A 20,095-nucleotide genomic window follows, 5' to 3' on the forward strand; every position below is an offset into this window, starting at 1 on the left:
TTCAGAATTCCATTCTATGACGCCTTCAGTTCCGCCACCGACAATCTTCCCCACGGTTTTATTCTGCCCCGGTACCCTTCTCGGCTGTCTGAGTGTTTTGTCCCAGGCAATCTTATACGTCGTGACATAAGAGTATTTTCCCTGATTGATAATCATGAGAGGTGGTAATTTCGGAGTGTCTGTTACGGCCATAAAATCATCCATATAAACATACAATACATATGTTTATATTATACTGCAAAAAATTATGGAAGTCTCGTGTTTTCTATAACTTCCATAAAATTATTTTTCGTATATGTTTAAAACAGCAAAGTTTCGGTTGAAAAGGCGACACGGATGTGTCGCCTTTTTTATTGCGGTACTGAAAGATATTCTGATTATTCATGTTAAAAATGAACTTTTATCATGTGATAGTTGTCTTACTGTATGCTGAAAACAAAGAGACTCAGTGGATTGAACCGGTACTGCCGGTTCAGGGTTGTTTTTATTTTTAACAGGCGGCGTTATACGGATAATTGAGTATCCGTATTTCGCTCCGCATAAGATTAAGTTCTATAGAAAAATAATGGTTTTTCACGGAATTGTTGGGAATGTAAATATTGAAGAAGGGGCAAAAGTACTCTAATATTTTAAGCATTCAAACAAAAAAAAGCCCGGAAAACCCGTATACAAGGTTTCCGGATGATATGGCATTCAGAAACACCTGAAAAATCAGCTGACCTGAGCTGTCTGATTAAGGCGTTCCAGATCCTTTTTGAGAAAAGCCGCCTTTACGGCATCAGCCGTGACGGTATATGTGCAGCAGGTGCCGGAAAAATCTCTGGAGATGACTCTGCCTCCGTATTTTCTTACAAGCTCTTCGAGAATGTGCATTCTTGCAAGATCCGCGGTAAAGCGTATTTCCTCGAGGTTTTCAGGATCCTTTAACGGCAGGGCTGTCAGAATTTCCTTTACGCTGTCCTGGTATGCTCTCACGAGCCCTCCGGTTCCCAACAGAATTCCTCCGAAATATCTGGTAACCACTATGGAGATTTCTCCGATGCCGGAGTGAACGAGAACGTTGAGCATTGGTCTGCCTGCGGTTCCCTTTGGTTCGCCGTCGTCAGAACAGCCGATAAAGGCGGTTTCGTTGCCTTTGCCGGCATTGAATGCGTAGCAGTTATGTCTGGCGTCGGCAAATTCCTGACGGATTCGGGCAAGAAACGCTTCGGCTTCGGCAACACCTCTGGTGTGTCCTGCACTGGTGATGAAACGGCTTTTTTTGATGACGATTTCGTTACGAAAGACTTCTCCGTCATTCAGAGCCGGAATCTTATAACCGTAATCTGACATTGCTGGTTCTCCTCTGTTGATGACGGAATGGTGTCTGGTGTCAGACGACGGTCTGAAACCGCCGTCCGCGTATTGTAGCACGAACATCCTATGATCGTGGCCTGATAAATCGTTTCATGAGGTGAAAAACGGATCAGCAGAATTGAAAGGCGTTTTTTACGTATCGGGGCATGCAGGTGCCTTTCATAAAAATGCCGCTCACGATGGAGCGGCATGCTGATTCGGCAGGGTTATCTTGAACCGGTGTTTATCTTTCTTTCGATGATGCGTTTATTGCCTACAAGGGTGTTGAACTTGAAAGAGCCCTTGGAGGTATTGGCATCATAAAGATGTTCCAGATGGAAGAAAGGTGATTCCGAAACGCCTCCGGAGGTGTTTTTGAGCGTATAGCTTACGTAGGCATCTCCGGTGCCGGTCTTCACTGCCTGCAGCCACAGTGAGCCACTGCTGAATGTCCTGTGTTTTTCACTGCAGTCAGGAGCGGTATTATTATGCGGTTTTCCGCAGAGCTTATAGGTGATGGTTCCTTTAAGGTCTCTGAAATCCAGTGAGGCTTTATACGGTTCCTCCTCCTCAGTGTACAGCACGGTACAGCTGTCGTTCACATCCTTCCACCCTTCATCAGTGTAGGCCTTGATGAACAGAGGTGAATACAGCGTGTTGCTTTCGGTATTGCTGCTTTCGACAGTGCCACGGCCCACGATGTGGTCGGTCATGATTCTGCCCAGATAAACCGTGTTGTCTGAAAGGGTTCTGAGCTTTGAGGCGTACCCCTGATGAGCGGTTGAAAGCGTTGCTCCGGTAATATCGGTATTATCCGTGGTTACCGTATTTCCTGATACGCATAAATCATTTCCTGAACCGCAGGTGAATGTGGTTTCGGCACAGTCAGTTCCTTCAGAGAATGTATAACTGTCATTGTTTGCCAGACAGGCGTTCAGCCGGCTGTAGTAGGCAAACTTTTCAGACGCTGATTTGCGTCTTACGGTTTCGGTATTCACTCCGGGAACTGAAACGGTGGTGTAGAAAGGAATTCCTTTTCCCGCCACAAAGTCATCATATCCCGAACAGGCCGATGATGAGGTGTTGGCGCATGGATTGTGGCTGCTTTCCTCAACGTATGAGGTGGCGGACTGAGCCAGCGGAATTACGAGTACGGCTCCTGAGTATCCGAGCTCGGTTTCAGACGGAACTCTGAAGAAGTCGTTGGTGAAATTGTTCTGCAGTTTGCCCTGATAGCCGTAGCCGTTGAGATATCCTGATATGGTCAGCTTCTGGTTGTAGTACATAGGACAGGTGGCGGTACCTACGTAGGCATAGGCATCTTTTTTCAGGAAACTGACCATTCCCTCATCTGATGAACGGTAGCTGAAACCGTCGGCCGCTCTGAACCTGTAGAAGTCGTTGATGACAAATCTGTCAGAGGCGAGTGCCAGCTTCTGAGGGATTACGGTAAATACCGGACTGTAGAAATAGGTTGATATAGAAGAGGTGGCCTGATGCTTCACTGCCGGCTGGGCAGACAGGCTGTACCATCCGGAGTCAGTCAGCTGAACCCTGGTGGTCAGAGCAGGATTGCCGGTATAGCCGATGTTCAGATACTCGGTTTCTGAGGAACCGTCACTGTAAACGGTAAAGTCAGCCGTTTTGGATGCGGAGGTGGTATTGCCCGCAAGTGATGTGCTCCAGACAGAGAGCTTCTGCGGAGACAGTGATTTGGCGGCCTCTGTCGGATAGACTATGCTTTTTGCCTGATTGCCGGCTTTCGGAATCTTTACGATGGCGGCAGTGCTGCACAGGTTTTTAAGGCTGGTCTGGGTTACCGAACCGGAACATCCTGAATCAGGACAGCCGACGGCATATCCTCTGAGGTAGTACGGAGCATTGGCATATACCGGTCTGTATTTAACCGTGCTCACTCTGTCGGTTTCAGTTGCCTGGGAGGTTCTCAGATCGTAGCAGATGGCGTATGGGATGGCAACCAGATACTGATCCGGTGTTTCCCCTTCGTTAAAGTTTCTGACAATCACGTCCTTTGATGTCTTTTCCTTGCCCGCAACGATGGTTACCTTTGTTACGTTGAGTTCTGACTTGACAGGATACAGAGTGCTGCGATCCACCGTGGTCATGAATTTGAATTTAGGTATTATGCTGCCGGTAGTTTTGACGTATTCAACCGGCAGGGTTACCTTCGCCTCGGTAAAGGAGGTTTCATGATCCCTGCCTGAGAACAGGGTATATGTATTGTTTGCCGAATCCTTTAAGGTGACTTCGGTATTGCCTTTCAGGGTAAGGGTTATGCTGTCAACGGATTTGACGTCACTTGAAAGGGTGTCGCTGTAGATGGCTGAGGTGTTCATGGAATTGACGTAGTTTTCCAGATCCTCGGTAGCGCCCTCCACGCATTCAGTGGTGGTGAAGCTGCATGATTCACTGAGCAGGGCGGTATTGTCGGTTCCGCAGAACAGGTAGGTGTTTTCGCCTGAAGGTCTTACGGAATAGGTTACGGGATCACCGTGATCGAAGGTGATGCGGTAGCCGTTTGCACTGCTGGCTGTATAGGCCTTGCCGTTGATGTTTATGCTGACATTTTCGGTCGGAACCTCGCAGAAACCGCCCTGGGTACAGTTCTGAACCACAAGACTTACGGTAGGTGCGCAGCCTGAAAGCTGTTCCAGATACACGCGGTAGTAGGAGAAATTGATGTCATCTTCCAGCTCGACCTCTTCACAAGCTGTCAGCTGAGTGGAGCCGGTAACCTCAAAAGTATCCAAAGAACTGCATGAGATACTGAATCCAAAATAAGTACTGCAGGTCATTTCGAGCTCGCGGGAGTTGATTCCACCGGTAAAGTCCGTTACTCCTGAAATGGTAGCCTTGCCGGAAGTCATAAGATAGGCAGTTCCGTGATACGGATCGCCGGTTTTTCTGGTGAGAACAATATCATTTTCAGCAATAAGTATCAGCGAAGGACTCTGGGGGCTGCTGTTGGTTGCATAATAATTGATACTGTCGTTTCCGAAAACGTATTTGTTCAGAATATTGATTTTGTTTGATGACAGGTATACGGTTCCGCTTGAATCAACTGATGACGGATCAATAAAATACTCAAAGGTGCTTCCGCAGTTCTTCTTTGCTTTGGACAGATTGTCTTTTCTGAACTGTTCCTTTTCCGGATCAGGATCCTGCATTACGAAGTCTTTGTAGAAATCAGTAATGTCGTGAACACGCTCGGCCTGAGTGCGTACCGTACTGTTATTCACCGAAGCATAGCAGAAGGATTTCAGGCTTTTCATGTTATCCTGTTTGTTCGGTTCAAGCGTGGCAAGTCTGCACTGCTGGTTTCCGGATGTGTTCTGATTTATATCAATTTTGGCTTTTATGGAACTGGCAAACTTGAACTTCTGCTTATTCTCTGTTATGTCTGAACATTGTGAAAAACTGCTGAAGTCGGAAGTCGCCTGAGTGTCGTTGGCCCCGTTGTTTGCCTGAAAGGCGCTGGGGAAGCAGTTGGCAGCGACTTTGTTGTACATGCTTCTCTGGGTGCTTTTAGGGATCTTCGTTTCAGCATCACGGCAGGTCTGTACGAATTCGTACAGGGTATCGGCACAGCTGTGCACGGTTAACGCTTCAGCGCTGCCGGAAAAAGACATAAGACATACGGCGGTCAGACAGTATATGTAGGTTGCTCTTTTCATTGCCGGACTCCACAAAAAACAGTTCCACTAATTTAAAATTCTAATATATAAAGCGTTGCTTTTCTGTTGATTAGTTAAAATAAATACAAGTACGACGGAAATGTTCGCCGGAAAAACTGAAAATTTCGGAAGACTGACGGCGGAAGCAGGATATTCATGTCAGAACAGAACAGGAATCCGAAGTTCGGATTCCTGTTTTTTAAGAAAAGAGGTTAGGTTTTTCAGGCTGAGGTTTCTCCGCCGGAAGCTTTTTCCCTGTTTTCAATATCCCTGTTGACTGCTGTGGCCACGCATGAGTCAGACCAGACGTTGAGTGCCGTTTCAATCATGTCGAGCAGGGCATAAATCGGGAAGATGATACCTAAAAGCTCAATAGGTACCCCCATGGATGACAGCAGACTTGCGGAAAGGAAGTAGCATCCCATAGGAACTCCGGCGTTGCCGACAGCCGCCAGGGTGGCGATGCCCACCCACATGATGAGCATGGTAGGTCCTATCTGGGCACCGTCATTCTGCATGAGATACATAACAGTTGTCAGAATGAAGGCCGCACATCCGTTCATGTTGATGGTGGTGCAGATTGGCAGTACAAATCTTGATACCTTCGGCTTAATGCCGTTGTTCTTTTCGGCACATTCCATGGTAATCGGCAGGGTGGCTGCGGATGACTTGGAAAAGAAAGCCACGGTCAGGGCGTTGAACATGCCCGTAAAGGTCTTTACAGGATTGATTTTCTTGATGATGAGGAACAGTGGCAGAATCACAAAGGCCTGAATGAGATTTGCGCCCACTACCACGGTAAAGTATGAGGCCAGTCCGCCAAGCTGCAGGCCGGAGCTGAATTTTTCCACGCACACGGCAATAAAACCGAAGATGCCCAGAGGCAGAATGGTTATGATCCACTTGATGATGATGAACAGAATTTCCTGAAAACCGCTGAGTACGCTGATAACGCTCTGACGGTGACCGTCATTGCGCATGTAGCGGATGGCAATGCCGGTTACAATCGCAATGAGCAGTACGCTCAGAATATTGCCGTTGACAAGAGGAGCCAGAATATTATCAGGGAAAATGTTCACGAAGTATTCAATGTATTCCTTCTTGTCTTCAAGCCCCACATCCGATATTGTCAGATCGCCGGTGTCCGGACGGATATAGTTTTCCGGAGAGATAACGGCATAAAGAACTGCCGCGACGGATGCCGCCAGCACGGTGGTGGTAAGGGTGTAGGCCAGAGTGCGTTTCCAGAGTGACTTTGATGAAGCTGATGATCCCAGGGTTGCCAGGGTAAGACAGATGGTTACTCCGATGATGGGAATACTGACAAAACTGAACATCCTGATAAAGATGTCGGAAATGAATTTGGCTACGCCGATACCTGCCACTGTAGGGTACAGGCCGTCAATAACGCCCAGAATTACCGCGGCAATGTAGAATCCTATGTATTTCCAGCTGGTATGCTGTCGGGCCCTGATGTTTATTTCGGTCATGCGAACCTCCGGATGATAAACGGAAGACTTTTCATTATCTCTAAGCCTGATTTCCGTTTAAAGAACTGAATGCGGTTAAATAAATCATACAAAACATATATGAATTGTAATACTGTAGTATTTTATCACAGCCGTCAGGATTTTTCTCTGGAAATCATGACTGATGACGAAGTCTGCGGTTAGTGATCTGATACCACCTCTTTTCATACTATAAATCATAAATGCGGTGCGGAAAACAGGCTTGCTTTCAAATGGCAGAGGATCTCTCAGTTTAGGCGGAAGTAAGCCGTGTATGACGGCTTTTTTGATGAAAAAGCCATCTCTTAAGGATGGCTTTTACTTAAAAAAGGTTATCGGGAGTTCTTTTAACCGTAGATGTCGGTTGAGATGTAATGTTCACCGGTATCAGGAATAATCACCACGATGTTCTTTCCGGCAAATTCCGGACGCTTGGCAAGCTCCACGGCTCCTGCAAGATTGCCGCCTGCGGAAATGCCGGCGAGAATCGCTTCAACCTGATTGAGCTTAACGGTGAAATCGATGGCGTCATCGCCCTTAACGGTCAGAACCTCGTCAACGGCGTCAGGGTAGTAGCACTTCGGAATGAAGTTGGCACCGATGCCCTGAATCCTGTGCGGAGCCGCCTTGCCCTGAGTGATAAGAGGGGATTCGGCAGGTTCAACGCCTACTGCTCTGATTTTCGGATTGAGGGCCTTGAGGCCTCTGGCAATGCCGGAAATGGTACCGCCGGTACCGATGCCGGCCACCACGGCGTCAATCTTTCCGTCGAGATCCTTCCAGAGTTCCTTTGCTGTGGTTTTTTCGTGAGCAAGCGGATTGGCAGGATTTTCGAACTGTCCGACGATGATGCTGCCGGGAACTGATTTATGGATTTCTTCCGCCCTGCTTACGGCTCCCTTCATGCCGTCGGCGGCAGGAGTGAGAACCAGTTCGGCTCCGCGAGCTTTGAGCAGGGCTCTTCTTTCCATGCTCATGCTTTCAGGCATGGTAAGGATGAGTCTGAGACCGTACAGTCTTGCCACCAGAGCCAGACCGATGCCGGTGTTGCCTGAGGTCGGTTCGATGATGGTGCTTCCCTTTTTAATGAGACCTCTGTCGAGAGCATCCTTGACCATGCTTAAGGCTGCGCGATCCTTGATTGAACCTGCAGGATTGAACATTTCCAGCTTGGCGTAAAGGTGGGCTTTGATCTGATATTTTTCTTCAAATCTGTTTAATCTTACCAGAGGGGTGTTGCCGATGAGTTCTTCTACTGAATTGTAAAGTGCCATAATTCTCCGTCCGTATAGTCCAGTTGCGAGTTCAGCTTAATTCCTGCAGTGAGGCTTTTAAAACTGAAACTTCCTTTTTAGCGACATAAAGCCCGGGGTATCCCGGGCTTTCAGACGCATTGATTTAATCTATCCTGTCCTTGTTTTCATAAGCGCTGTCGTTGGCGGCATCGGCATCCTGTACCGGAATCTTTGCTTCTTCGTTCCCGTCGGCAGGTGCTTCAGCTTCCTTTTTCTTGGCCTGTGCCTCAGCCTTCTGCTTTCTCTTTTTGGCAAGATGGTTCTTGGTAACCAGCACAATGGCTATAACTACAATCGCAAGGATGATGATGTGCATGACGCTCTGACCGTGCTTGACCTTGTCAATGAGTTCCGGAATGCTTTTTGCGCAGTAGTATCCGAGAAGAAGCCATACCGGTACTGAAATAAGGGCGGCAAAACCGTCCATCAGCAGAAAGTGTATGAAGGGAACACGCTGGCTCATGCCTGAAGCCATGAAAATAGGGGATCTGAGACCCGGCATGAATCTGGCCGCGAAAAGCACCCAGATGCCGTATTTGGAAAACTGTTCCTGAACAGATTCAAATCGTTCAGGAGTAAGTATCTTGCGCATGGGTTTGAATCTCTGGATTCTGTATCCGAAAATCTTGCCTATGAAATACATGGTGGCGTCACCGATAAGAACACCTGCAAAGCATATGAGGGACATGATGGCGATATCGGTTGCGCCGAGTCCTGATACCAGACCTCCGGCCACAAGGGTGATGTCTTCCGGTATCGGAACTCCGAAACCGCAGAGAATAAGTACGGCAAAGGCAATGAAGTAATTCCACGGTCCGAGCCCCGTAAGATTTTCCACTACCCAGTTCAGTGTTTTTTCTAACATGTATGATAAAAATCCCTGATTGTTATGTTAAAGCGCAGACTTCCCGGGGGAATTCTGTGTAAAACCGCCCGCATCAAAATCATCCGTTCTGAAATCCGTCTGATTATATCATGCAAAGGCATACCATGCAGTTTTGATATTTAAAGAATGGAATAGTTCAACCGCATGCCGAAATATTACTGCGGCTGAGAGCCGCTGAATTTCAGCTGTCTCCATGATTCAAATATGAAAATTGCCACGCTGTTTGACAGATTCATGCATCTGCTGCCCGGAACCATCGGAATTCTGACCTTGTGGTCGGCATCAAGAGTATCGGTGAATTCATCCGGAAGTCCTTTGGTTTCCTTTCCGAAAATCAGGACATCGCCTTCCTGAAATCTGCACTGGTCGGGATATGCATGTCCTTTGGTGGTACAGGCATAAATGTTGTGTCCCCTGAAGTATTCCAGACATTCGTTAAGGTTGCGGTGCTTTTTGATGTTTACGAATTCATGGTAGTCAAGACCTGCACGCATCAGTCTCTTGTCGTCAAGAACGAAGGCTGCCGGTTCCACTATATGGAGCTGATATCCTGTGTTTGCACATAATCTGATTATGTTGCCGGTGTTTGCCGGAATTTCAGGCTGGAACAGAACGATATTTAACATGGACTCTCCTCGGGTCTTGTATTCATGAGTTGGTAAACATGAATTCCGTCTCTTTCTACATGGGGACGGATTCAGAAAATTCAAGTGTTTCACGGGGCTGCGGCATTTGAATCCGCAGCGCTGCAATATTGTAGATCAATTTTCACTTCCAGTGTTCACAAATAGTGAAATTGTTTTCCTGAACGTTTTTTCCGGACTGACGGTAATTGTGACCATGGGCAGGTTTTATCAATCAGGAATTCTTTTACTGTTCAAAAACACGTCAGTTGTATGTTTTAATATATCTGGATAGATAAAAAATCAAAATCGTTTTATATGCCGTTGCCGCAGTGTAAACCCGTTATCCGGAAAGAACTGCGGGAGCGGACTGTTCCTGCCTATCGCCGTGCCGTTTCCTCGGACTGTTCCCGTTCACCGAATCTCCGTGCAGGGGAGAAGGTGAAGCGGCGGTTTTTCGGACGGTATCGGCTGACGGACTGATACTCTGGAGATTGTGCTATGGGAAAAATGATGAAGGGTTTTGCCATGCTTGGCATCGGTAAGGTTGGCTGGATAGAGAAGGAGGTTCCTAAATGCGGACCTCTGGATGCCATCGTAAGACCTCTGGCCATTGCTATCTGTACCTCTGATGTTCACACCGTGTATGAAGGCGCCATCGGTGACCGTCACAACATGATTCTGGGACATGAAGGCTGCGGTGAAATTGTGGAAGTCGGTTCCGAAGTCAAGGATTTCAAGCCGGGCGACAGGGTGCTTGTTCCGGCCATTACTCCTGACTGGAACTCTCTCGAGGCTCAGGCCGGATACAGCATGCATTCCGGCGGTATGCTCGCGGGATGGAAGTTCTCCAATTTCAAGGACGGCGTTTTCTCCGAATACTTCCATGTGAACGATGCCGACGGCAATCTGGCTCTCATTCCCGACGGCATGACCGTGGAGGAAGCCTGTATCCTTTCAGACATGGTTCCGACCGGATTCCATGCCGTTGAACTTGCCGACGTGCAGTTCGGTGACAGCGTGCTGGTCATTGGTATCGGTGCGGTAGGTCTCATGAGCGTTGCCGGAGCCTCCTTAAGAGGTGCCTCCCGCATAATCGCCGTAGGTACCAGACCTGTATGCATCAATGCGGCCAGGGGATACGGCGCCACCGATTTCATTTCATACAAGGACGGCAGTATTGAGGATCAGGTAATGGAACTTACCGGAGGCAAGGGCGTGGATCGCGTATGCATTGCCGGCGGTGACGTAAGTACCTTCGAGGCCGCCATCAAATCCCTCAAGCCCGGCGGACGCATAGGTTCCGTAAACTACCTGGGAAGCGGAGACTTCGTGAACATTCCGAGAACCGAATGGGGCTGCGGCATGGGCCACAAGCAGATTCTTACCGGTCTGATGCCCGGCGGCCGTCTGCGCATGGAAAAACTCTCCTCTCTGGTTGCTTCGGGCAGACTTGACGTTAAACCTGAAATTACCCACGTCTTCCACGGCTGGGACCACTGTGCCGAGGCTCTGGAACTGATGCGTGACAAGCCGAAGGATCTGATTAAGCCTGTGGTTATCCCTGATTAAGCGGATTTTCCATGAAGGTTTTGGTTGTTTCCGGCTTCCTCGGAGCCGGTAAAACTACGTTTATCCGGAAACTGATAAGCCGTTCCACGGAACGGCTTGCCGTTCTGGAGAATGAATTCGGCCGCACTGATGTCGACGGTCAGATAATCAGTGCGGATTCCGGGGCCGATGTCATTGATCTGCGTGAAGGATGCGTCTGCTGTACCAAAAGCTCAGAGCTGCATGCTTCGGTGATAACCATTGAAAATACCGTTTCTCCCGATCTGCTTATAGTCGAACCGTCAGGAGTGGGGGCTTTAGGCAATGTCCTCAGGATCCTGAAGAAAATCGAATATGAAAGAATTTCCGTCCTGCCTCCGGTTACGGTGGTTGATGCGGAGAGCTTTTATCAGAACATGAATCTGTTTCATGATGTCTGCGCCGATCAGCTCAGATATTCCTCCACCGTGGTGATATCCAGGCCTGAACATCCGGATCCTGAACTCTTTGCAGGAATAAGGGATGAGATTTTAAAAATCAATCCTGAAGCGAAGGTTCTGGACAGACATTATTCGGAATGTTCTGATGAATGGTGGAACGGCCTGATTAATCCTCATGACGGAACCGTGATGAGCGGTGACGGTGAGTGTGAAGGACTGCAGCTTGACAGCATAACCGTGAGGAACTGCTCCGTACCGTCACCCGGAGCTCTGCTGTGGATTCTTGAATCTGTTCTTCGCGGTGAGTTCGGATTCATCGTAAGGGCCAAGGGGATTATCCCCGCAGGGCGGGACTGGATCCGGTTTGACGTCGTGAACGGCAGAGTATCCGTAGAAGGCTGCGGCGGGGAAAAGGGGCTCACTGCCGAGTGCGTGTTCATAGGCAGAAACATCGACCGTCAGAAGATTTCCGACTGTCTCAGATCGCAGTATCTGGTTGAAAGTCCTTTTGATTTTCTGAGCGGAATGAACGCCGCGGGCAGAAGCGTGAGATTTTAGTGTTTTTTCGTGCGGTGAGTTTGACACAATAAAAAAATTCCCGAATTCCCAGGCTGAAACGAACAGCCGGTATCCGGGAATTTTCCTTAAGGGAACGGACGTAAATCCGTTCCCTTTTAATTCAGTCCTGAAATCAGCCTGCCTCCTGCAGGAATTTTTCCGCGTCAAGAGCCGCCTGACAGCCGGTTCCGGCCGAGGTGATGGCCTGTCTGTAGTGAGAGTCCGCGCAGTCGCCGGCCGCAAACACGCCAGAAATGCTGGCGGAGGTTCTGTACTTGGGATTTACGCCGGTGATGATGGTTCCGTTATCGGTTTCAAGCTGGCCGGCAAAAACTCCGGTGTTCGGGGTATGACCGATGGCCACAAAGATGCCGCTGACGCTGATTTCCTCTCTGCGATCGTCTCTGTATTTAACCCTGAGTCCGGTTACGCCCTTGAGATCGTCACCGAGAATCTCATCTGTAACAGCGTTGTATACCGGGGTGATTCTGCCTTCATCTATTTTCTGCTGAATTCTGTCGATGACGGCCTTTTCGGCACGGAATGAATCACGGCGGTGCACCAGATAAACGCTGCTGCAGATGTCGGAAAGGTAAAGTGCTTCAGTAAGAGCTGTATTGCCGCCGCCGATTACGGCTACGGGCTGATTTCTGAAGAAGAAGCCGTCGCAGGTGGCACAGGCGCTTACGCCGTTGCCTTTGAACTTTTCTTCTGATTCCAGACCGAGATACTTTGGATTTGCTCCGGTGGCGATAATTACCGAGTCGGCCTGATATTCGCCGGCATCACCTTTGAGGGTGAACGGACGTGAGCTTAAGTCAGCTTCGCTGATTTCATCGCTTATGAATTCGGCACCTAGAGACTTGGCGTGATTTATCAGCTTTTCCATCAGGTCATATCCGGAAATTGATGTTTCTCCGGGCCAGTTCTGAATGTCGGGAGTCTGAATAAGCTGACCGCCTTCGTTCATGCCGGTGATGACTACCGGACTGAGATTGGCTCTTGCCGCATAAATCGCGGCAGTACATCCGGCAGGACCGGAACCTATGATAACCACTTTATGTTTTGACATTTGAAGCATCTCCATAATGATGTTGTTTAGTTCGGCAATGCCGCAGGGCATTTCCGTTATTCTAATGGATTTTGAATCCTTATACTGAAGGTTTTCTCGCACTTACCGATAAAGTATGTGAGTCCCCCCATAACATTATAGACTGTCTGACCGGTTTTTTCATTATGCGGCGTAATGTCAGGCTGAAATTCAGACGGAACCGCAGTGAGCCTGGAACGCAAAAAGCCCGACTGACCGCGGGAGCCAGTCGGGATACGCGCTACGGATATCAGGTATCAGCTGTTATTCGAAATCTTCCTCCTGACCGTCATCAGCATCATCGGCTGATTCAGGCTGAGGAGCAGCCTTTGGCTGGTAGGCAGGAGCGTTCTGCAGGAATATATGGTGTGAAACGGCATCGAATTCAGGCGGTATTACCAGACCGTCCTTGTTCAGATCCGCACCCAGCACTGCCTTGGCAAGCTGCTTTTCCATGGCGACTCTGCCGCTTTCAGCTTCAATGAATTTTGCATATTCACTCTTGTCCAGCTTGTAATCACCGTTGGTATCAAAATGATGTAAAACAAAGATGACTGGATTTGGCTGGTGCTGGTCAAAGCTGCCGGGGCCGTGGTGGAAGCCGTGCTTGCCGTGAGACTTGTGGTGTCCCCTGTGGTGAGCACTGTTCACCTTCTGTCTGCGATCAGCCTTTTCTGCCTTGCCGTCCGCCTTGGTTCTGTCGTCGGCCTTTGCTCTGTTTCCGGCATCAGCTTTCGGCTGTTCAGGCTTAGGAATGACCACAGCCAGTTCGTCAAGGGTAACAAAGCCGTTTCCGTCGGCATCAGCCTTTTCGAAAGTTACCAGAGACTTCTGATGTCTGTCGGCTTTCTCGGAAAGATTCTGAGAGAATGCCTTGAGTTCGCTGCTGTTAAGAGCGCCGTCCCTGTCGGCATCAAATTCTGTCAGAGGGGGGAATCCATGGTGATGTGCACCGTGATTTTCATGAGCGGATGCATAACCGCAGGTAAATACGGTTGCCAGGGCTACGGCGGTAATTAATGATTTATTCATTTTCATGTCCTCATTATTTAATCTTTATTCGTGCAGTGAATGAAACTGATGTGTGGCTGTTTCTCACTGAATCTGAGTTAATTATACAAACAGTCTTCGCAGGATCTGTGTCAGAAAGGTTTTAATGTATTACAAATTGTTACATGATCTGTCACAACGTAATGAACGGCTGAAATAAGGCTGATTTTTCGCGGAATGACTGTTTGAGGAAGAGCAGAAATCCGGATATGCGGAAAAAGAAAGGGCGGATTTGCATGTCCGCCCTGATGATATGAGGTTTATGTTCCTGATTTCTCGGAACATACATATCAGATGCTGTATTCAATAGGATAGCTGTGCTTCATATTGAAGGTTTCAAAAATGATGTTGCGGATCTTCTGAAAATCGTCAGAGGTTCGATCCCTTCCCGGTCCGAGATTTATGGTAAGCACCTTTTTTACCATGCCCGGATTAGGAGTCATTACCACAACCCTGTCCGCAAGATAAACCGCTTCATCTATGTCATGGGTAACGAAGATGATGGTTTTCTTTTCCTTTTTCTGAATTGACAGAATATCATCCTGCAGCTTCATTCTGGTGATGGCATCCAGAGCCCCGAACGGTTCATCCATGAAGATGATGTCAGGATTGGCGGTAAGGGCTCGGGCAATTGACACTCTCTGCTGCATGCCGCCTGAAAGCTGATGAGGGGACGCGTCCGCAAAGTTTCCTAGACCTACCAGATCAAGATATTTTCTGGCGATTTCGGTTCTTTCCCCGGGCTTTAGCGCCTTGTTTGATTCCAGGGCAAGCTCAACGTTCTTCAGTACGTTTCTCCACGGAAGCAGACCGTAGTTCTGAAAGATGGTCACGTTTCTGGTGGAAGGCTTTGTTACTTCCTTTCCGTCAATGGTGATTGAACCCGAGGTCGGATGATCAAATCCCGCTATGGCATTCAGAAGGGTGCTTTTACCGCATCCTGACGGTCCGAGCAGGCAGATGAATTCTCCCTTTTCGATGGTCAGGTTTACGTTATTCAGAGCCGTGAACAGCTTTCCCTTGTGGGTGAACTGTTTGTTTACATTGCTGATGTTGATATACATTCAATTACTCCTTCTGCAGTCCCCACTTTTTAAGAATCTGTCCTTCCGCATATCTTAGAGCTGTATCCAACAGCAGACCGATGATACCGATAATCACAATGTCGGCGGCCAGAATGTCGCATCTGAGATTATTGCGGGCGTCGATAATCAGATAACCGAGACCGGACTGGGCACCAATCATCTCACCGCACACCAGGAACACCCAGGCTGAACCGAGAGCCAGATGAATACCTCCGGTAATCTGCGGAAACGCGGCCGGAAATATAATCTTCCAGAAGATTTCCACTTTGCCGACACCGAAGTTGCGGGCTACCTTGAGGTAGATTTCCGGAACGTTCTTCACGCCTACGGCGGTGGATATGAATACCGGGAAGAAGGCCGCGATGAAAATGGTCACGATGGCCGGCATGTCACCGATACCGAATGCCAGCACGATGAAAGGCATCCAGGCGATAGGTGAAATGGGGCGGAGCAGCTGAATGATCGGATTGATGAGACGGTACAGTACGTCAAACCAGCCGAAGATGATGCCTCCGACCACGGCGATGGCCACGGCAACCACAAAACCGACGGCAAAACGGAACATGCTTGAAATCACGTGATCCGTCAGGGTTCCGTCACCGATGATTTCCAGCAGGGCGTTGAAGGCCGAGAGCGGTGACGGAAACAGTGCCTCGTTGACTCCGGAAAGGCTGACGGTTATCTGCCATATGGTTACAAACAGCAGCAATGAAACCGCGGCATAGCCGAAGCCGACAGCTTTTTTGGAAAGGTATCGCAGAGCTTTATTCGACATTTTTCACAATATCCTCATAAGGTACCGGATTTTCTGACAGACCGTATTTCTTTACCTTTTCACTGAGAATGTCATAGTTTTCCTTTTTGATTTCCAGATTGTCAAAGGAGATCCACTGCAGTGAAACATCCAGTGTGTCCTTTGATACCTTGAAGTACTTCGCGGCCAGTTCCTTTTCATGTTCGTGGTCATGTTCAAGGTTGAGACCGGCTTCCCTTACGGCTCTTACCAGCTGTGAGGCCAGTTCAGGATGTTCGCTGAGGAATTTGCCGCTTAAAGCCAGACCGCAGCAGATTGAGTCAGGCCACAGATCCTTTGAGTTGAAGAGAACCTTGCCGATATTGAGTGATACTGCCTTTGCTCCGAAAGGTTCTGCAACGCAGTAGCCGGCAATCTGACCTGAGGCAAGCGCTGATGGCATTTCAGGAGGTGCCAGTTCGGTAATGGTGATGTCGTTGATGTCCACACCCTCCTTTGCCAGAGCTTCGTTAAGAAGAATGTAGTGTGAAGACTGTCTGTGCGGAATCGCGAAGGTCCTGCCCTTGAGGTCGGCCACGCTCTGAATGTCGTTGCCTACCACAATCACGTTGCCGTCACGGTGTGCAAGGGAGGTAAGATAAACGTCGATTCCCTGTTCTCTTGCCTTCATTACCAATTCAACAAGGGCAACCGCCGCATCAACGCGACCGGTGTTGAGTGCGTCCATGAGTTCAGTCCAGGAGCCGAATTTCACCAGTTCGATGTCAAGACCGGTTTCCTTTTTCAGTCTTTCGGTTTCTGCCGCCTCAAAACCTGCCAGTGAGTGGGTAATCGGCAGATAGGCGAGCTTGATGGTGCGGTGTTCCCTGGTTTCCGCCTTTGATACGGTATTTTCCACCTTCTGGGCTTCCGCCGGGGCCGCATTCTGTTCTTTGGAACCTGTGCTGCCGTCACCGCAGGCGGTAAGGGCTGCAAGAAGTGCTATGGCAATAGGGGGGTAAAACTTTTTGATCATGCTGTTTCTCCTTATTTATCAGGTTTTTATTTGTAATATGTTCAGTCTGTTTCCGTGCCGTCAGTCTCTGAATCGGATTCAGGGACTGGCGGCGTTATCTGTTTTTTTCCGGTTACTGTTCTCCGGCATTTTCGGTGCGGGGATCAAGAATGGAATCAGGAACCCACCAGCCGAGGGCTCGTCTTTTAACGATCATGTCATCCACGATCTTCTTGCCCACCAGGAACGGATCTGTGTTCACGTACATTACCGACTTGAGCTTTTCCCTGGTTCCTTCCTTGAGGAACTCGATAATGTTCTTTGAACCGTGAATCTGGGCTTCAACGCAGTGGTATGAGTTCACGCCCATGAGACGGAAGCCCAGAGCCGCATCGACACCCTTTTCGTTGCTCCATTCAGGAGACGCGAAGCCGAACGGCATTTCATAAATAAATTTGCCCGCAGCTCCGGCGATTCCGCCGAAAATACCTGATGAACGGGTATTGTCGATGCATTCGCCCACATGCCATACAGGAGGAAGATCCGGTTTCAGGAATTCCTTCAGTCTGTCTCCGGCCTTGTCCTGAGCGTTCTTCGCACAGTAGCCGAGCTTCATCAGCGGGAATGAGGCGCAGCCGTTGGACAGGATAAGCACGTTGTTTTTAAGCAGTACGTCGGCAACGTCAATGATGGTGCGTTCGTATACCACCTTGGTGTTGTTGCAGCCGACCATGTTCACGATACCGAGAATCTGTCCGCTCTTTAACGCCTCAAGAAGCGGACCGAAGCTGCCGAATCTTCTGCATACGTACTCAACCGAGAAGCCGATTTCGGCTTCCACCTCATAAGGAGGAATATATACCGGAATGCCCCTGCGCTGTTCGAAGCTCTCAATGGCTCTCAGTACGATTCTGTCAGCCAGTTCCCTGGTTTCGCCGATGTTGGAGTGACGGTGGTCAAACTCGAATCTTTCGGCTCCCGGAAGTCTTGCGCTTTCGGAGGTGGTGACCACGGCGGTCTTAAAGCATCTGGCCACATCCATGATCGCAGGGTACACGTCCTGTACGTCGGCTACCCACAGATCCAGCGCTCCGGTACCGAGAACAAGCTCGGCGGATACCGCGTTGGAGAGCGGAATAACGCCGGCGTAGCGGTACATGGCGGCAAGACCTGAACAGCAGATGCCGTAGAATCTGATGCCGAGAGCTCCTTTTTCCCTGGCCAGGTTAATCATCTTTTCAGTCTGGCCTGACTTTACAATCTGGCTTACGAGAAGCGGCAGATGTCCGTGTACGGCAATGTTAACGTATCCCTTTTTGAGTGCACCCAGGTTAACCATCGAGGTTACGCGGTCACCCACGCCGAACAGACAGTCGGTGGCGATGTTGGTGGCCACCACGCCGGTAAAGGTGAAGGCCAGTCCGCAGCGCAGGAACTGCTGCATGATGGATCGCCAGTCGCCGTCAATGCCGCATCCTGACTTGTGATAGGCCTCGAACACTTCGTGGTAGGCGCTGATGGGGATGATGTCAAGTTCCTTCCATACCTGCTGACGTTCCGCAGGTGCCAGAGCCTTTATGGTTCTGTAGTCGTCCGGAGTAGGTCTTGAAAGATCCTCAAGCAGCACGTCGGCAAGCTCTGAAGCTATTTCGTTCACGGTGCGGTTTTCGGTTTCGAGACCGAAGGCCTTTGCCACATCCTTAACCTTCTGCGCACCGATGATCGGTACGTCCAGCTTTCCTTCGGCAGCCCACTTGAGGTTGAGAATAACCTCTCTGGCATGCATGCCGTGCTGAGCGGCGCCGGCGGCTCCTGCGCGCAGAAGATTGCGGGACACAATCAGATCCGCATCGGCTCCGCATACGCCTCTGTTTGCCTTCGGAGTGATACGGCACGGACCCATGTTGCAGATTTTGCAGCAGATACCGGCCATGCCGAAGTTACATTGGGGCTTCTGTCTGTCGAAGCGGTCAAAGGCGGTGTCAAAGCCAATCTGTTCCGCTCTTAAAATCATGTCTCTTACGGCAGGATCCGGAGTGTTTTCGATTACGTCCTGCTTTGAAGGGAAGGTCTTGCGGTATTCATTAACCGCTTTGGTGTAGTCCTTTATGAATGAATCCTCATTCTCTTCCGCTTCATCTCCGGCTTGATGGTCTCCCTTCAGAATTACGGTAGGGATGCCGTGTTCGTCAAAACCGATAATGTTGCGGTGGCTGTGAAAATGTTCCAGACCTCCGTGTGAATGACCGTATCCGTGGGCATGTGAATGGTCGTGACCATGGTCATGGGAATGCGCATGTTCTACGGAGTGAATACAGTCACTCTCCTCTGAGGAACTGCCGATGATTCCCTTAATCTGCAATGACTTGCCGTTATCTGACATTTTGTTCTCCTGTCTGTCGTTTCTTATAAGCGGAAACCTATGCCGCTTCAGTAACCCGGGCCGGTTTTCTGAATGCGTGCCATGCGTTGATTACTCCCCATACGGCCAGAGCCAGTACGGTAACCGAAGCTGAAAGAAGAAGATCGTCAATCATTTCCCCGGGATTCATGGCCAGCGCCTTAAGACCGTCTTCCTTAAGCTCGGTATAGAGATCCACGCTCCACATGAGCATACTGCCGTAGAACATGTAGCAGAGAGCTGATATTCTGAATCTGCCGCTGCGGTCCAGGATGTAGCCTATGGTTGAAATCAGACCGAAGATAAGCATTGAAAGTACCAGTATCATTTTCTTCCTCCCGTTTTACTTTGCTGAACCTGAAAGATCGCGGGCTGCAGATGCGTGTCCGGCAAAGAAGGATCTCAGCGCCGAGAAGGTTATGTAGGCGAAGGTTACCAGAAGAGCCATCGGTACGCCCACGTCAGCAAGTTCCTGAAGCATGACCGCGGTATCCTCCGGGGTTTCCATGGCAGTGATGAAAGGGAAGTGGAAGGTTATTTCACCGTGCCATATGTGTTCTAACGCGAGTAACAGTGAACCGCCTGCAAGAAGCTTTGACAGTCCGTTTGCATGCCTTCTGAAAAGCTGAACTCCGGGATTGCAGTTATTTTTTAATGCGGCTGAGGTCAGGGTCAGGATGGCGGCCTCGGCGGTTGGAATGAAAAAACAGCACATTTTTATAATCCTCACTCTTGGCGGAAAACCTGGTTTTCTGCCTTAAAACTGTTAACGGTTCGTGTTTTCAGGGGGAATGATGAATCTTCGGCATTTCAGTAGGAATAGCTGATGC

The 20,095-nt window shown here is 49.2% G+C and carries 17 protein-coding genes; 2 read left to right on the forward strand and 15 right to left on the reverse strand.

Annotated features, from left to right (window positions below):
- From T489_RS13480 to trmL, 7 genes are all read right to left on the reverse strand, one after another.
- On the reverse strand, positions 1-192 hold a 192-nt coding region (locus T489_RS13480; protein ID WP_037318737.1), incomplete at its 3' end, for a hypothetical protein.
- Positions 193-711: 519 nt separating this feature from the next.
- Positions 712-1,332: a YigZ family protein gene (locus T489_RS0104590; RefSeq protein WP_031578875.1), complete on the reverse strand. Its 621-nt coding sequence runs from the start codon at positions 1,330-1,332 to the stop codon at positions 712-714.
- Positions 1,333-1,562: 230 nt separating this feature from the next.
- Entirely contained in the window at positions 1,563-5,030 is a 3,468-nt protein-coding gene (locus T489_RS0104595; protein WP_031578876.1) for a hypothetical protein, read from the reverse strand.
- A gap of 221 nt (positions 5,031-5,251) precedes the next feature.
- Positions 5,252-6,520 (reverse strand): dicarboxylate/amino acid:cation symporter, encoded by a 1,269-nt coding sequence (locus T489_RS0104600; RefSeq protein ID WP_051621783.1) that lies wholly within the window; start codon positions 6,518-6,520, stop codon positions 5,252-5,254.
- A 365-nt stretch (positions 6,521-6,885) separates the two neighbouring features.
- A complete protein-coding gene (cysK, locus tag T489_RS0104605) occupies positions 6,886-7,812 on the reverse strand; it encodes a cysteine synthase A (RefSeq protein WP_031578878.1) in 927 nt (308 codons plus the stop codon).
- Positions 7,813-7,936: 124 nt separating this feature from the next.
- Positions 7,937-8,698, reverse strand: a complete 762-nt coding sequence (locus T489_RS0104610; protein WP_084155399.1) for a DedA family protein — start codon at positions 8,696-8,698, stop codon at positions 7,937-7,939.
- A 176-nt stretch (positions 8,699-8,874) separates the two neighbouring features.
- Positions 8,875-9,345 (reverse strand): tRNA (uridine(34)/cytosine(34)/5-carboxymethylaminomethyluridine(34)-2'-O)-methyltransferase TrmL, encoded by a 471-nt coding sequence (gene trmL / locus T489_RS0104620; protein WP_031578880.1) that lies wholly within the window; start codon positions 9,343-9,345, stop codon positions 8,875-8,877.
- A 498-nt stretch (positions 9,346-9,843) separates the two neighbouring features.
- Between trmL and T489_RS0104625 the strand changes: the two genes are divergently transcribed.
- Both T489_RS0104625 and T489_RS0104630 read left to right on the forward strand, forming a co-directional pair.
- Complete coding sequence (locus tag T489_RS0104625; RefSeq protein ID WP_304412624.1) at positions 9,844-10,914, forward strand: NAD(P)-dependent alcohol dehydrogenase; 1,071 nt, start codon at positions 9,844-9,846, stop codon at positions 10,912-10,914.
- Between the two features lie 11 nt (positions 10,915-10,925).
- Entirely contained in the window at positions 10,926-11,891 is a 966-nt protein-coding gene (locus tag T489_RS0104630; protein WP_031578884.1) for a GTP-binding protein, read from the forward strand.
- A gap of 133 nt (positions 11,892-12,024) precedes the next feature.
- Here the strand turns inward: T489_RS0104630 and trxB are convergent, their stop codons facing one another.
- From trxB to T489_RS0104675, 8 genes are all read right to left on the reverse strand, one after another.
- The gene (gene trxB, locus T489_RS0104635) at positions 12,025-12,972 is read right to left on the reverse strand and encodes a thioredoxin-disulfide reductase (protein WP_031578885.1); all 948 of its coding nucleotides are present in this window, start codon (positions 12,970-12,972) and stop codon (positions 12,025-12,027) included.
- Positions 12,973-13,245: 273 nt separating this feature from the next.
- A complete protein-coding gene (locus T489_RS0104640) occupies positions 13,246-14,013 on the reverse strand; it encodes an EF-hand domain-containing protein (protein ID WP_031578886.1) in 768 nt (255 codons plus the stop codon).
- Between the two features lie 308 nt (positions 14,014-14,321).
- On the reverse strand, positions 14,322-15,095 hold the full coding sequence (locus T489_RS0104650; RefSeq protein ID WP_031578887.1) for an ABC transporter ATP-binding protein: 774 nt from the start codon (positions 15,093-15,095) through the stop codon (positions 14,322-14,324).
- A 4-nt stretch (positions 15,096-15,099) separates the two neighbouring features.
- Positions 15,100-15,891: an ABC transporter permease gene (locus T489_RS0104655; protein WP_031578888.1), complete on the reverse strand. Its 792-nt coding sequence runs from the start codon at positions 15,889-15,891 to the stop codon at positions 15,100-15,102.
- Complete coding sequence (locus tag T489_RS0104660) at positions 15,881-16,885, reverse strand: ABC transporter substrate-binding protein (RefSeq protein ID WP_084155401.1); 1,005 nt, start codon at positions 16,883-16,885, stop codon at positions 15,881-15,883. Before T489_RS0104660 ends, T489_RS0104655 begins: the two co-directional genes overlap by 11 nt.
- Before the next feature lie 112 nt (positions 16,886-16,997).
- Positions 16,998-19,247, reverse strand: a complete 2,250-nt coding sequence (locus T489_RS0104665) for an anaerobic carbon-monoxide dehydrogenase catalytic subunit (RefSeq protein ID WP_084155402.1) — start codon at positions 19,245-19,247, stop codon at positions 16,998-17,000.
- A 37-nt stretch (positions 19,248-19,284) separates the two neighbouring features.
- Positions 19,285-19,593, reverse strand: a complete 309-nt coding sequence (locus T489_RS0104670; RefSeq protein ID WP_031578891.1) for a hypothetical protein — start codon at positions 19,591-19,593, stop codon at positions 19,285-19,287.
- A 15-nt stretch (positions 19,594-19,608) separates the two neighbouring features.
- A complete protein-coding gene (locus T489_RS0104675; protein WP_051621784.1) occupies positions 19,609-19,980 on the reverse strand; it encodes a hypothetical protein in 372 nt (123 codons plus the stop codon).
- Positions 19,981-20,095: the final 115 nt, after the last annotated feature.

Origin of the sequence: Ruminobacter sp. RM87 (assembly GCF_000701925.1) — a bacterium.
Classification (GTDB): Bacteria; Pseudomonadota; Gammaproteobacteria; order Enterobacterales; family Succinivibrionaceae; genus Ruminobacter; species Ruminobacter amylophilus.